General features: G+C 62.5%; 9 protein-coding genes. 1 reads left to right on the forward strand and 8 read right to left on the reverse strand.

Annotated elements, in window-relative coordinates; genetic code table 11:
- The first annotated feature begins 24 nt into the window (after positions 1-24).
- Entirely contained in the window at positions 25-1,659 is a 1,635-nt protein-coding gene (locus tag K0B96_RS12635) for a glycoside hydrolase family protein (RefSeq protein WP_220161255.1), read from the forward strand.
- A 126-nt stretch (positions 1,660-1,785) separates the two neighbouring features.
- Here the strand turns inward: K0B96_RS12635 and K0B96_RS12640 are convergent, their stop codons facing one another.
- The 8 genes from K0B96_RS12640 to gpmI form a co-directional block, all read right to left on the reverse strand.
- Positions 1,786-4,878, reverse strand: a complete 3,093-nt coding sequence (locus tag K0B96_RS12640; RefSeq protein ID WP_220161256.1) for a carbohydrate-binding protein — start codon at positions 4,876-4,878, stop codon at positions 1,786-1,788.
- 359 nt (positions 4,879-5,237) lie between these two features.
- A complete protein-coding gene (locus tag K0B96_RS12645) occupies positions 5,238-6,053 on the reverse strand; it encodes a hypothetical protein (RefSeq protein ID WP_220161257.1) in 816 nt (271 codons plus the stop codon).
- Positions 6,054-6,209: 156 nt separating this feature from the next.
- The gene (locus tag K0B96_RS12650) at positions 6,210-7,655 is read right to left on the reverse strand and encodes an ammonium transporter (RefSeq protein WP_255558656.1); all 1,446 of its coding nucleotides are present in this window, start codon (positions 7,653-7,655) and stop codon (positions 6,210-6,212) included.
- Between the two features lie 109 nt (positions 7,656-7,764).
- Entirely contained in the window at positions 7,765-8,103 is a 339-nt protein-coding gene (locus K0B96_RS12655) for a P-II family nitrogen regulator (RefSeq protein ID WP_220161258.1), read from the reverse strand.
- A gap of 90 nt (positions 8,104-8,193) precedes the next feature.
- Positions 8,194-9,612, reverse strand: a complete 1,419-nt coding sequence (locus K0B96_RS12660) for an ammonium transporter (RefSeq protein WP_220161259.1) — start codon at positions 9,610-9,612, stop codon at positions 8,194-8,196.
- Between the two features lie 211 nt (positions 9,613-9,823).
- Positions 9,824-11,599 (reverse strand): aspartate--tRNA ligase, encoded by a 1,776-nt coding sequence (gene aspS, locus K0B96_RS12665; protein WP_220161260.1) that lies wholly within the window; start codon positions 11,597-11,599, stop codon positions 9,824-9,826.
- Positions 11,600-11,774: 175 nt separating this feature from the next.
- On the reverse strand, positions 11,775-12,500 hold the full coding sequence (locus tag K0B96_RS12670; RefSeq protein WP_220161261.1) for a class I SAM-dependent methyltransferase: 726 nt from the start codon (positions 12,498-12,500) through the stop codon (positions 11,775-11,777).
- A 130-nt stretch (positions 12,501-12,630) separates the two neighbouring features.
- Complete coding sequence (gpmI, locus tag K0B96_RS12675; protein WP_220161262.1) at positions 12,631-14,214, reverse strand: 2,3-bisphosphoglycerate-independent phosphoglycerate mutase; 1,584 nt, start codon at positions 14,212-14,214, stop codon at positions 12,631-12,633.
- Positions 14,215-14,301: the final 87 nt, after the last annotated feature.

Genomic DNA, 14,301 nt, shown 5'->3' on the forward strand with positions numbered 1-14,301 from the left:
CGGCCCAAGCTGCGCGCCACCCCTATGCTCAACCTACCCCGCGTTCTCTTCCATCGCTGCTCGCTGCTCGCTTTCCTCTTTTGGGCGACGGCGGCGCAGCCCGCAGCGGACATTTCCTCTCCTGTCCCGCGGGTCAAAGGCCCGATCTTCAATCAGGACAGCACGCAGTTTTTCTTCGATTATACAGCCACCGAAATGAGCGGCGCGCTCGTCGATGCCTATATTGATCAACTCGCTGACGCCGGAATCCGCACATTCGTTTCGTGCGTCAATGCCCAGCGCGCCAATTATCCGAGCAAAGTCTGGGAGCACGACTGGGACCGCTACGATCCAGCCGGCCCCAACGACCAACCGGTGCTCCGCTATCTCGCAGCCGCGGGCCCCGCGGGAATTGCTGCCACTCGCGGCCGGCTCGACGCCGCCAAACGCCTTGCCGACCTCGGCATCAATTTCCATGCGCGGGCACTCGCCCGCTGCCGCGCTCGCGGGATCGGCGCATGGGTGAGCGTGCGCATGAACGACCTGCACGACTGCCTGCTTCCCGAGTCGACACTTCTCAGCAGCTTCTTCAAAGCGCAGCGGGCCGCGGGCCAATTGCGTGCGCCGTATCGCGGCGGCGACTGGTGGGCCGATCGCGGACTCGATTGGGAACGCCCCGAGGTGCAGGATCATTATTTTACCCTCGTGCGCGAGCAGTTGGAAACGCTCGACCTCGACGGCCTCGAACTCGACTGGATGCGTTTCCCGTTGAGCTTTCGACCAGGCCACGAGCTCGCCGGCGGTCGGGCCATCACCGCGTGGATGCAGCGCGTCCGCGCCGAATGCGCACGCGCGGCAACGCGCCTCGGGCATCCCGTGCTCCTCGGCGTGCGCGTGCCGACGCGGCCCGAGGCCGCCCGCCGCTTGGGGCTCGATGGCGCGGGTTGGGCGCGGGTTGGGTTGGTCGATCTCGTCGTGCCCACGCCCTTTTGGTCCACCACCGATTTCGACATTCCGATTCAGGAATGGAAACGCCTTCTCGCCGGCACGTCCGCTGAACTCGCCGGCGGCATCGAGATCCGCTACCAGCCGGTGCCCAACGGCCCCGCGTCGATGATGACGCCTGCGCTCGTCGCGGGCGTCAGCGCAGCGTTGCTCCATGGCGGCGCCGACGCCGTCTACCTCTTCAACTATATCCCCAAGCCTCTGTTTCAGGAAACACAACACCCGTGGACCGCCGCGGAATACTCGGCGGTCATGCACGGACTGCAGAGCGCGGCCGGCGCCGCCGCCTTGGCGCGCGTGCACGCCATCACCTACCGCGACATCCGCGCACCCGGTGAGCCCGCCGATGCCGCGTTCCCCGCCACCGATCACCACACCGATTTTCAATGGCCACCCGGCTGCGCGTTGCGCGTGCAAACGGGCCCGGTGCCGGAAGCCGGGCGTGCCGTTGCGTTGACGATGGAATTTGGTCCGGATTCCGCCGGCCCCGACAAGCTGCGCGTCTATCTCAACGCCACCGAGCTGGCTCCGGCCGCGGGCTCGCAAGGCGCCCTTCGCACTTACCCGATTCCACACTCGCTACTCCAGGACGAAGCGCAGGTGGTGGAAATCGTCTCAGGAAAAGACGCCGCATTTACTGTGCAGCGCCTCGAAATTTCCGTCGCTAAAAAGTAACCTACGCGGCCCGCTCTCCGCGGCCGCTCGGAAAGAACGGCCGCGAGAGGCGCCTGCGCGCCGAGGGCTTCAGGCGGCGCGACGGAAGCGCGGGCGCGCAAACCGCACCGCGTCGATCGCGAGCGCTCAGTTCACGTTGGACGAGCCGACCAGAAACGGGTGCCCTGGCAGCGCGAGTTCACCAGCGAATTCAAACTTGTCGGTCCCCGACGAGCCGGGGCCATATACTTTGCCGGTGCTGGCATCCGTCAGTTTGCCTACGCGGAAACTGAGGATCTTTTTCCCGTTGAAGTCTGCGACGGTCACGATGTTGGCCCGATCCGTCACGCTGACTGCCACCGGATCGCCCATGCGCTTGTCACGGATGCGGCGGAAGACTGAGCCCTTCCCGCCGAAGCTCACCACGCCCTCCACGTCACGTTCGCCGCGGCAGGCCACGTAAAACATGCCGTTGAGCGGATCGGTTGCGACGGTGCCGTCGGAATTCGTAGGCACGAGCGGCAGTCCGCTTTCGTTGAACCGCATGAACGCCATGCTCACCGGATTGCGGCCCACTTTGAACGTGCCCATCTTTTCGAGCGGCCCGAGCTTCTCATAGTCCCAGCGCTTTCTGAGCGACGAAGTATCAAACACCGTGATCGTGCCGTCTTCCGAAGCGACGTAGGCTTTGTGCCGATCCTGTGTCCAACGGTTGAGTTTGACGCCCGCGAGCACCGCCGTCGGCTTCGCCACGGTCGTGGTGTAAACGACGGTTGGCTTGATCGAGGGCAACGCGCTGAAGGTCTTCGGGAACTGCGTGCTGCCGGAACCGCGCGACGCGAGCGTCGCCTTAAACGTCGAAACCGAACTCAGGTAACTCGTCTTCATATAGGCAAAGAGCGGCGTGAGGTCGACGAAGCAGACTTTCCCTTCCTGCTTCGAGGCCACGACGGCGTAACCCTTGGTCGCGATCACGCCCTGCCAGTTGCCGTCCCACAGCAGCTTGCGGTTGCTGTCGTTCGTCAGATCGATCTGGGCGAGCGTCTTGCCGCCGGTCGTGCCCGGGCTCTCCCACCAACCGTTGCTCGCCGCCGAGACGGAGCTCGGCGCCGCCATTGGAAGATCGATGTAACCGAGCAGCTTGAAATCCGACCAGCTGCCTTGATTCGGGAAACCCATGTAGGGCCACGTGTGATGCGCCAGATACTTCCCCTCGAGTGCGATGACCGCGAGCTGGCCTTTCATCGCCGTCGTGTCCCACACCGTCACGAGCGCGAACTCATTCAACGTCGTCACGGCGATGGACGTGGGGATCTTGTTCTCCGGGAAAAGCACACTTGGAAAATTCTGCTCTCCCATCGACCGGCTCGTTTGCGTGCCGGCGCTGGCCAGCAGACCGTCGCGATAAAGCACGAGCGCTTCATTGGACAGCAGGCCATAGTTCCGCACCATCGCGATGGGCTGCGTGGGCCGTTCGCCATTCATGGCCGCATAACTCGGAATGAGGGTCTGCGGATCCGGACTCGCCCGGGTCGCCATCGGATCAAGGCGGGGGCTCAGCGCGTAAGCATGATTGTAGAATGCGAAAGTCTGGATGCGATCGAGTCCCGGATTGGTGGCGGGCGAGTCCGGCACATAGCCGACCTGACCGCTCGTGCTCCAATAGTTGGACCACGAACCGGGTGATCCGACTTCATACTTGCCGATGCGCGCGCAGTAAGAGGAATCAGCAGACTTCGTCGTCGGTTTGAAAAGGGTTGGCCGATCGTCCGAAGCGCGGGGATTCAAGTCCGCAAACGTCGGCCCCAGCCGGCTGCTGGCGGTGGTCACATCCCACAACAACGCCGCCGCCGCATACTTGACCGCACTGATCGTGCCGTTGCTGTTGAAAATGGAGAGCAATGAATCGTCAATCGTGACGACTTCGCCATCGGGCGGCTGGATCGGATCGATCGTCGGCGTGGAAGCACCGCCGCCGCCCAGGACGATCTCATCAACATTCGGGAAGTCCTGACCGTTGCTTTCAAAGCGAATGGTGTTCGTCGCGCCGCTCTTGAGGGTGATGGAGACGGATTGCGTCTTCCACGTATCCCACGAGCCGGTCGCATTGAAAGTGATGGACTGCTTCGATCCGTTGACGATCAAAGATCCCGTGCGCGAGCCCGACGGCTGCGCGTAACGAATCGCCAGCGTCGTGCTTCCGCCGCTGCCGCCGTCAATCTTGGCAAACTCCAGATAGCCGCCCGAGTTCGGCAAGTTGGCGAAACCGGACCCGTGGTAGCCGGAATAGTTGTGCTCGATCACCGTGCCGCCGCCGTAGCTCGCGCTCTCGGCTTGAAATGAACCTGCAGCCGACGAACCGCTGTCGCTGCCGGAGCTGCCGCTCCCGGTCGTCACCGTGATCTCATCCACATTCGGAAAGTCCTGCCCATTCGACTCGAGCCGAATCGTGTTCGCCGTGCCGCTCTTCAGCGAGACCGCGACAGACTGCGTCTTCCACGTATCCCACGCACCGGTGGCGCCAAAGGTCACCGACTGCTTTGCGCCGTTCACCAAGAGCGCGCCCGTGCGCGTGCCCGATCCTTGGGCGTAACGAATTTCGATCGTGGCCGTGCCACCACTCCCGCCATCGACGTTATTGAACTGCACGTAACCGCCCGATGAAGGCAAATTAACGAAACCCGATCCCTTATAACCGCCGTAATTCTTTTCGACCACGGTGCCGCCACCGTAACTCGCGCTCTCGGCCTGCAACGAGTTGCTGGAGGCTGACGAGGAACCGCCACCGCTGGCCGCGTCCACCGAAATCTCATCCACGTTGGGGAAGTCCTGCCCGTTTGACTGGAGGCGTATCGTGTTTGTCGCACCGCTCTTCAGCGAGACCGTCACCGATTGCGTTTTCCAGGTATCCCAGGCGCCGGTCGATCCGAAGGTAATGGCCTGCGTGGCCCCGTTCACAATAAGAGCGCCTTTGCGCGTGCCGGAGCCCTGCGCGTAGCGAATCGTCAACGTGGCGCTGCCGCCGCTGCCGCCATCGACGTTCGTAAACTCCACCCATCCACCCGAGTTGGGCAGATTTGCAAAACCGGAACCGTTGTAGCCGGCGTAGTTGTGCTCAATCACTGTCCCGCCGCCGGAGCTGGCGCTCTCCGCTTGCAGAGCTGCGAAACCCGACGATGCCGAAAAGAACGTGAAACCAGTAGCGAGAAGAAACGATATAGGAACTAGGCGAAGGCGCATTGAAACAACGTTTGGGGGTCTATTAAATGATCCGTCTAAACCATCAGGCGGACGCCGGATGCTGCTCATCGTGACCAATCCGATGCAAGTATGTTGCTCCTTTGATTACGTAAGATTACCCCCTTTGCGGATGCATAGAATTTGCTTACGTCTGCGCCCGAGCCGTGAGTCGCCAATATTACGTCGTTTCCAACAAAAATAGTTTCCTAAATGCCCTGTTTTCGCGTTCCAAAAATAGGCACTTACGTCGAAAAAAATATGATCTCCCTCCGCATATTTCGGAACTGAGGGACTAGTTCTTCCTGAAAAAGCCGCTCGAGAGCCGCTTCTTTTGCGATCCGACGCACCTGCTTTTGGGCTCAAAGCCCGTGCAGCGCCGTGGCAAAATCCCCGACGGAAAAAACCCAACCAAACTCCAAAGCGACGCGCCACAGCGCCTGCTGCTTTTCCTGCTCTTGCCGCGCTGTTTCTGCGTTTTCCACCGCGGTGACCGCTTCTTTAATCGTCGAACACATGACTCCATAACGCCGCATGTCGACCATGCCGCCCGGCGACATGAGCAAACACCAGTTGATCGCGAACCCTATATACACGAGGTGGTTGACGCCGTGCACCCGGCAGAGCGCCGCGAGTTGGTGAGCGTTTTCCGCGATTCCTTCTTCCCCGACCGGCCGCGCCTCGTGAGCAAAATCAAGACGCGCAAATCCCGCGTTCACGTCCGGCCAGTTATGTGTGCCCACGAAAACGCGTTCCGCCCGCAGCGCCTGCATGCGCGTGTAAACAGGATCGTGTGCCACGGGGGTGAACTCCCGATCAGGCCCCGCCAGTCTCACCGCTCGTTGATATCCCCGCAGATGCGAATAATAATCGCGCCCACCTACGACGTGGAACACCGGCAGCGGGCTCGCGCGCACCGCCGCGAGCAACGGAGGAAACACGTCATGCAGAATCTGCAGCGCGCGCGGATGATACTCCACGCTCCGCCGCCAGCCTGGCCACTGCTCCATCGTGCCGCACTCCCACGCGTGCATCACGACGAGTGCGGTGTGCGCGGGTGCAATTTCGACCTCCGCCCGCTGCCATCTTCCAAATCCTTCCGCCGGCACGGCGCGTGCGTAGTCGGCATCGAACTGTTGGTAAAACTCCGCTGGCAAGCGCACGCTGGATTTCGTCATGACATTGAGGGGATGGGGCGCCCAGCGTGCGGAAAAAACGACCCCTGCCAACTTCTCGCTGTCGCGCGCCTGCGCCGTTTGGCCACGCCACCTTCGACCCGCTTCTGCCGCCGTCGCGCGTTTCCGCCGCGTCGATGCCGCGCACGGCTGAACGCGTTAGGTCACGTAGCCTTCCTCGCCGTGTTCATTGATATCGAGGCCCTGCCGCTCCACCTCCTCAGTGGGACGCAGCCCCATCACCGCCTTGACCGCGAACGCGATGATGACGGTTGCCGTGACCGATAAGACCACCGTGAGCGCCATCGCTTTCAATTGTTCCAGCCACAAGCCCCCGTGCGTGATGAGCTGCGCGAGACCGCTTTTCGCCGCCGCCGGACCGGTGAGATTTGCGTTCACGTCGCTGGTCGCGAGAAATCCCGTCAGCAGCGCCCCCAGCGTGCCACCGACCGCGTGCACGCCGAATGTGTCCAAGGCATCGTCATAGCGAAAGCGCGCCTTGAGCTTTGTGCAGGCGAGATACGGCACAATCGCCGCGATCACGCCGATCACCACCGCGCCCGTCGCACTCACGAAGCCCGCCGCCGGCGTGATCACGACGAGGCCAGCCACGGCGCCCGAGCAGAAACCGAGAATCGATGCGTGGCCGCGAAAGATCTTTTCGATCCCGCCCCACACAAACGCCGCCACCGCCGCCGCGAGGGTTGTCGTCATGAATGCGTTCGCCGCCACGCCATCTGCCGCGAGGGCCGAACCTGCATTGAACCCATACCATCCCACCCATAACAACCCGGTGCCGACCATGCAGAGCACCATACTGTGGGGCGCCATTTTCTCGCGGCCGAAGCCGATCCTCGGCCCCAGTATCAAACATAGCACCAATGCCGACCAGCCAGACGACATGTGCACCACCGTCCCGCCGGCAAAATCGATCGCGGCGATCTTCGCGCCCGCGTTCCACACGCCGTTCATCAGACCCGTCGAACCCCACACCATGTGCGCCAGCGGAAAATACACCGCGAACATCCACACCGTTACGAAGGCCATGATCGCGCTGAATTTCATGCGCTCGGCAATCGCCCCGACGATCAGCGCCGGCGTAATGATCGCGAACATCAGTTGATACATCGCAAACACGTTCTGGCTCACCCAGAAGGCGTAGTCGGTGTTGGGCGCCGACGTGACGCCATGTAGCGCGAAAAATTCCGCTCCACCGAGAAACGCGCTATTAAAGCTCTTCCCAAACACGAGACTGTAGCCGCAGCCCCACCAGAGCACCGTCACCAGGCTGGTGATGCCGAGACACTGCGCGAGCACGGAGAGGACATTTTTTCGCCGCACAAGGCCGCCATAGAAAAGCGCCAGTCCCGGAAGCGTCATGAACAACACGAGCGCGGCGCAAACCATCATCCAGCCGTTGTGGCCTGGCCCCGGCAAACCCGTCAGCGCTTTACCAGGGTCGCCATTGGCCACGTAAGCCTCCAATGCCGCGAGCCGCTCCTCCGTGGTCGGCGAGCTTTGCGCCAGGGCCGTCAGCGGTGCGAGAACGGCACCGAAAGTCAGCAAGTTGCGGAATCGGGAAGCGAAGACAGGCGTCGGTGACACGCCTTGGTGAAAGCAGGTCCAATGCCAGTGCCACGGGAGCCCGCGGCAAAAAAAACGCCGCCCGGCTCTGCGCAAGAGCGGGGCGGCGGGGAGGAAAACAATCGCGGCCTTAGATCGCCGCTTCGCCGCGCTCGCTGGTGCGGATGCGCACCACTTCGTCGAGCGGGGTCACGAATACTTTGCCGTCGCCGATTTTGCCCGTCTTTGCCGAACCGACGATCGCGTCGATCGTCTTCGGCACGATTTCATCGGCGACCGCGATCTCGATCTTCACCTTCGGGAGAAAATCGACCGTGTATTCGCTGCCGCGATAAATTTCGGTGTGACCCTTTTGACGACCGAAGCCTTTGACCTCGGTCACGGTCATGCCTTCGACTCCGATTTCAGAGAGGGCGGCTTTAACCTCCTCCAGTTTGAACGGCTTGATGATGGCGGTGATAAGTTTCATGCGAGTGAGTGGGTGGCAGGGATTGGGTTTACCGCGTTCGCCGGCCGGCGCAAGCACGTGTCCTGCGCGACCGGTATGCGCGACTTGGGATTAATGCGCGGCGGTGAAATCGGGATAAGCCTCGTTGCCGTGCTCGCCGATGTCCAGACCTTCAGTCTCCTCCTCGGCGGTGACGCGGATGCCTTTGGTGGCGGCTTTGACCACCCACCAGAAGAGCAACGAACCGGCGAAGGCGAACGCTCCGACACACACGATGCCTTTGAGCTGAATCAGCGTTTGCGCCAGCCGCGTCGTCTCCGTCGTCACGCCCGCCGCCATCGCCGCCACCGCCTTGTCGTAGAACAACCCGGTTGCGAGCGTCCCCCAGATGCCGTTCACCAAGTGCACGGACAGCGCGCCTACCGGATCGTCGATCTTGAGCTTGTCGAACAAGATGACCGCCGGCACGACGATGATACCCGCGATCAAGCCAATCACCGCGCCCGCCGGCACCGTCACGAAGGCACACGGCGCCGTGATGGCGACCAGCCCCGCGAGGCAGCCGTTGAGGATCATCGAAAAATCAGGCTTCTTCAAAAGCACCCAGGCCGTGAGCGCTGCACCGATCGAACCGGTCGCCGCCGCAATGTTGGTGTTGACCAGCACGTGCGAAATCGCGCTGCCGTCTCCCACCGCCATCGTCGAACCTGGGTTGAACCCGAACCAGCCCAGCCAGAGGATCAACACCCCAAGCGCGGCCGACGTCATGTTGTGGCCCGGGATCGGGTGCACCTTCCCGTCTTTGCCGAATTTGCCCAACCGCGGCCCCAGCACCAGCACACCTGCCAGTGCCGCCCAACCGCCGACCGAATGCACCACCGTCGAGCCCGCAAAGTCGCGAAAGTTCATCGCGCCCAGCCAGCCCCCGCCCCAGATCCAGTGCCCGGAAATCGGATAGATCACCGCGACCAGCAAAAAGCTGAAGAGGATGAAGGAACTGAACTTGATCCGCTCGGCGACTGCGCCGGAGACGATCGTCGCCGCTGTGCCCGCGAATACCAGTTGGAAGAAGAACTTCGCCCAGAGCGGCACGCCGGTCCAATTGAGCGCCGAATACACGCCGTGGTAAGCGTCCGCCAGCGCTGGCGAATTATCCGCGCCACCCACGAAAAACAAGCCGTTCAGGCCGAAGAACGAAGAGCCGTCGCCAAACATCAGCCCCCAGCCGATGGCCCAAAAGGACACCGTCGAGATCGCGAAAACGATGAAGTTCTTCGCAAGAATGTTGACGCAGTTTTTCGAACGGCAAAGTCCGGACTCCACCAACGCGAATCCCGCGTTCATCCAGAACACGAGCATGGCGGTGACGAGCACCCAGACCGTGTCGAGGCCGATTTTCATACTGTTGAACGCCGCCGGATCAACGGCGGCGGCAGGCGATTGCGCCAGGAGAGGAGTCGCCGCCGCGAGGACGGCGAACAATCCGGCGATCTTTATGGGCCCGGCGATGGGCGTGAACCGAAGCTTCATGGTTTCGTTTCGATGAGGAGTTTGCTGGTGAGATTTGCCGGTCAGCGGACCGACGCTCCCGTTTAGCAAAGGCTGTGCCAACGCCCGCCGCCCTCTTTCCAACGTTCGCTCTGGACCATGCTCCGCCGCCTCTTTCACCTCCGCCGCGTCGTGCGCAAAAAAAGGCGGACTCCGCAGAGTCCGCCTTGGTTCGAGCAGTTTTGGGCCGCAGTTATTCCGGCATCACGGTCTGGATGTGCAGATCTTTGAGCTGCTTCTCGGTGACCGACGTCGGGCTCTGCGTCATGAGATCCTGCGCGCGCTGCGTCTTCGGAAACGCAATGACGTCGCGGATACTCGTCGTGCCGCACAGCAGCGCCACCATCCGGTCGAGACCGAACGCGATGCCGCCATGCGGAGGCGCGCCAAATTTGAACGCACGCAACATGTAGCCGAAACGGCTTTCCACCACGTCCGCCGGAATCTTCAGCACGTCTTTGAAAATCTTTTCCTGCACGTCGGGTTGATGGATCCGGATCGAGCCGCCGCCCAGTTCCATGCCATTCAGGACGACGTCGTAATGCTGGCCGCGCACCGCTTTCGGATCGCTGTCGAGCAGCGCTGCGTCCTCCGGCACCGGTGAGGTGAACGGGTGATGCGTCGCCGCGTAGCCGCCGCGTTCCTCGTCGTAGCTCATCAGCGGAAAGTCGACGACCCACAGAAAATTCCACTGGTCCGCGCGCAACGTGAGCTTGCCGCGCTTCACGAGCAGTTGCGCGGCCTCGAGGCGGATGCGGCCGAGGATCGCGCAGGCGCGCTCCCACGGCGCCGCCGCGAAAAACGCGATGTCGCCGTCCTCCAGATTGAGGCGCTGCGTCAGCTCCGCTTTCTCCGCATCGGAGAAAAATTTCACGATCGGCGACTTCCACTCGCCCTTCTCGACTTTGATGAACGCGAGTCCTTTCGCGCCGAGCGATTTCGCGATGTCTTCCAACGCGCCGATTTCTCCCTGCGTCACGTCCGCGAGGCCTTTGCCGTTGAACGCCTTCACTGCGCCGCCGTTCGCGATCGTCGATTGAAACACTTTGAAGCCGGAGTTCTTGAACGTGTCGCTCAGGTCCACCAGTTCCATCGCGAAACGCGTGTCGGGCTTGTCGACCCCATAGCGGTTCATCGCGTCCTTGAACGCCAGTCGCGGAAACGGCGTGGGCAGGTCGTGATCGAGCACGTCCTTCCACACTTTTTTCAACATGCCTTCGAACAGCGCGTAGATGCCTTCCCGATCGATGAACGACACCTCGACGTCGATCTGCGTAAACTCCATCTGCCGGTCCGCCCGCAGATCCTCATCGCGAAAACAGCGCGCAATCTGGAAATATTTTTCCACGCCCGCCACCATCAGGATTTGTTTGAACTGCTGCGGCGACTGCGAGAGCGCGTAAAACTGCCCGGCGTGAATCCGCGAGGGCACGAGGTATTCCCGCGCGCCTTCCGGCGTGCTCTTGAACAGCGCCGGCGTCTCCACTTCGTAGAAACCCTGCCCGTCGAAATAGTCGCGCACCGACTTCGTCGCCCGGTGCCGCACGGCGAGATTCTTCCGCATCTTCGGCCGCCGCAGGTCGAGATAGCGATACGTCAGGCGCATATCCTCGTTGACCTTGTCCCCCCCCGCGTCGGTCAGCGGAAATGGCGGCGTCTCCGAAAGATTGTGCACGACGACTTCCGTCGCATCCACTTCGATTTCGCCCGTCGGCAGATTCTTGTTCACCATCGCCTCCGGCCGTGACTCGACCTTGCCCGTGATGCCGATCACCGACTCATCCTTCAACCGCGCCGCCTGCTCGCGCAGCGCCGAGTCGAACTTCACCTGCGTGATGCCTTCGCGGTCCCGCAGATCGACGAAAATAATGCCGCCGTGATCGCGGACGGAGTCGACCCAACCGGCCAACGAAACAGTGGCGCCGAGGTCGGCTTTGGAGAGCTGGGCACAGTGATGGGTGCGCTTCATAGTGGGCAAAAGAGGCTGAGGAAAGCCCACCTGCCGCGCCGAGCGCAAACAGAAACGCTGCCCGGCCCTCGTGCGCACGAGCGACCTGCGCCCCGGGCCCTTCCTGCTCGCCGGCCTCGCTCCGACGCGACCTCTCGTCCGCCGCCAGCGTCGCTCGCGTTTTTCCCAGCCGCGGTCAGCCCGGTTTCTGAATCTCGACAAACACGGTCACCACCGGTCGTCCGCGCCCATAACACCAGTTGCGCTCCGCAAAATCTGGTGCGCGCCGCTCCGACACCACCGGATATGGCGCAAACAACCGTTCCAATTCCGCCGGTGAAAAATAACGCACGCCATCCGCGTAGGCTTTCCCGTCGCGATCGCAATCCGTCGTCAGCAACATCCGCCCGCCCGGCTTCAGGCAGCGATACATCTCCGCCAGCGCCCGCTCCACGTTGGGAATGTGTTCGATAACTGAAACGCTCACGATCGCATCAAACGTTCCGTCCGCGTCCGCCATTGCCGTCAGATCCACCGGCCGGATTTCCAGCCGCGGCGCCGCCGCTTTCATCGTCCGCCGCCACGTCCAAAACGGCGCCTCGTTTTGTTTTCGCGGCAACACCCCCAGCGCGCGCAGCATTCCCTTCCGCAACCGCGCTCCATAAATATCCGACACCACCACGCGTTCACTGCGCTCCGCCAGCCACAGGCCGAGATAGGTGTTAAACGCCCCTGTATCGAGCATCGCGCCGACCTTCGTCTCGCCGCCCGGCAACCGCCGCAGCACCTGCCACAATTCCCAGTCCCGCATGCGCAGCGGAAACGAATAATCCGCGCCCACCTTGCCGCGCACGAAGGCATCATAGGAGGCCAACGCCGCCGCGCACTCGCCACCCAGTTCGTTCGCTTCGAAAAACTTCATGCGCACGTCTCGGCCGAAGCCTGTTGTGGGCCGGCTGCACTCACCGCGCTCCTCCGGCACATATCCTGTAGGCGGGGTGCCCCCACCCCGCTCCTCATTCCCTCCCCGCGCGCTCCCGATTTCCCGCCGCTCATCGCACGATCAGACTCTCGCCCGTCATCTCCGGCGGCTTCGGCAGGCCCATGAGATCAAGAATCGTCGGCGCGAGGTCCGCCAGTCGCCCGCCCGTGCGCAGCTTCGTCTTGTCCGCCGTGAAGCCGTCGCCCACGACAAACACTTCCACGAGGTTCAACGTGTGCGCCGTGTGCGGTCCATTCACCGTCGGGTCCCACATCTGCTCGGCGTTGCCGTGATCCGCGCACACCACCGCACGGCCGTGCTGGGTCGCGAGCGCCGCGAGCAATTCACCCACGCCGCGATCCGTCGCCTCCACCGCCTTGATCGCCGCGGGCAGCGAACCGGTGTGGCCGACCATGTCGGGATTCGCATAATTCACGACCAGGAGCCCGTATTTCCCCGACAAGATCGCCGCCTTGGCCGCCGCCGTCACTTCCACCGCCGACATCTCCGGCTGCAGATCATACGTCGCCACTTTCGGACTGGGCGGACACGCGCGATCTTCACCGGGAAACGGATCCTTGCGGTAATTATTAAAGAAAAACGTCACGTGCGGATTCTTCTCCGTCTCCGCGCAGCGAAACTGCGCGATGCCCGCCTCGCTCACCACCTGCCCGAGGATGTTCTTCAACTTCTCCGGCTTCGGCAGAATCACGTGCACGGGCAGACCCGCCTCATACTCCGTCATCGTCGCGTAGTAGAGATCGAGCTTCGCGCCGCGCTCGAAACCCGTGAAATCGTCCAACACAAACGCCTTGGTGATCTCGCGCGGCCGGTCGCCGCGGTAGTTATAAAATACGACCGCGTCGCCGTCGTGGATCGACGCCAGCGGCCGGCCATCCGCGTCCACGATCCACGTCGGCGCGACAAACTCGTCGCCTTTCTGCGTCTCCGTCAGCGGGTGATCGTAATACTGCTGCACCGCTGCCGCCGCACTCGGCGCGGTCGCCACGGCCTTTTTGCCCGTCAGCAGATCGTAGGCTTTGCTCACGCGTTCCCAGCGATTGTCGCGGTCCATCGCCCAAAACCGCCCGCACACCGTCGCGATTTTTCCCACCCCGATCTCCTCGCATTTCGCCGCGACCTGTTGCACGTAACCGAGCCCGCTGTGCGGCGGGGTGTCGCGACCATCCGTGAACGCGTGGATGAAAACCTCGCTCACGCCGTCCGCCTTCGCCTGCCGCAGCAGGCCGTAGAGATGCTCCAGCATCCCATGCACGCCCGCGTCCGATACGATGCCCATCAGGTGCAGCTTCGACCCGCGCAACTTCACGCGTTCCACGGCCCCGCGCCACACCGGATTCGCCGCGAGCCGCTTTTCCGAAAACAGCTTGTTAATGCGCACGAGCTCCTGGTCCACGATGCGCCCCGCGCCGATGTTTTCGTGCCCCACTTCGCTGTTGCCCATCACGCCGTCGGGCAGGCCGACGTCATGGCCGGACGCTTTCACCAGCGTCACCGGCGATTGCGCGTGCAACCGATCGTCGCACGGCGTGTGCGCCTGCCGGATCGCGTTGGTGGCGTCCTGGCTCGAATCGGGAGTTTTTCCCCAGCCATCGCGAATGATAAGAAGAACAGGAGGGCGCGCGTTACTCATGGTGCGAATCGACATCCATGAACCTCCCGCGCCGCTGACAAAAGGCAAAAAGCAGAACCGCACCGCCGCGCGGGCTCAATTGCGCCT

Source organism: Horticoccus luteus (genome assembly GCF_019464535.1).
GTDB classification, from domain to species: Bacteria; Verrucomicrobiota; Verrucomicrobiia; order Opitutales; family Opitutaceae; genus Horticoccus; species Horticoccus luteus.

Bases quoted from the DNA above. Each gene is read 5' to 3' on its own strand.
- K0B96_RS12640 (WP_220161256.1), bottom strand. From the start codon at position 4,878: ATGCGCCTTCGCCTAGTTCCTATATCGTTTCTTCTCGCTACTGGTTTC.
- aspS (WP_220161260.1), bottom strand. From the start codon at position 11,599: ATGAAGCGCACCCATCACTGTGCCCAGCTCTCCAAAGCCGACCTCGGC.
- K0B96_RS12660 (WP_220161259.1), bottom strand. From the start codon at position 9,612: ATGAAGCTTCGGTTCACGCCCATCGCCGGGCCCATAAAGATCGCCGGA.
- K0B96_RS12670 (WP_220161261.1), bottom strand. From the start codon at position 12,500: ATGAAGTTTTTCGAAGCGAACGAACTGGGTGGCGAGTGCGCGGCGGCG.
- gpmI (WP_220161262.1), bottom strand. From the start codon at position 14,214: ATGAGTAACGCGCGCCCTCCTGTTCTTCTTATCATTCGCGATGGCTGG.
- K0B96_RS12655 (WP_220161258.1), bottom strand. From the start codon at position 8,103: ATGAAACTTATCACCGCCATCATCAAGCCGTTCAAACTGGAGGAGGTT.
- K0B96_RS12635 (WP_220161255.1), top strand. From the start codon at position 25: ATGCTCAACCTACCCCGCGTTCTCTTCCATCGCTGCTCGCTGCTCGCT.
- K0B96_RS12645 (WP_220161257.1), bottom strand. From the start codon at position 6,053: ATGACGAAATCCAGCGTGCGCTTGCCAGCGGAGTTTTACCAACAGTTC.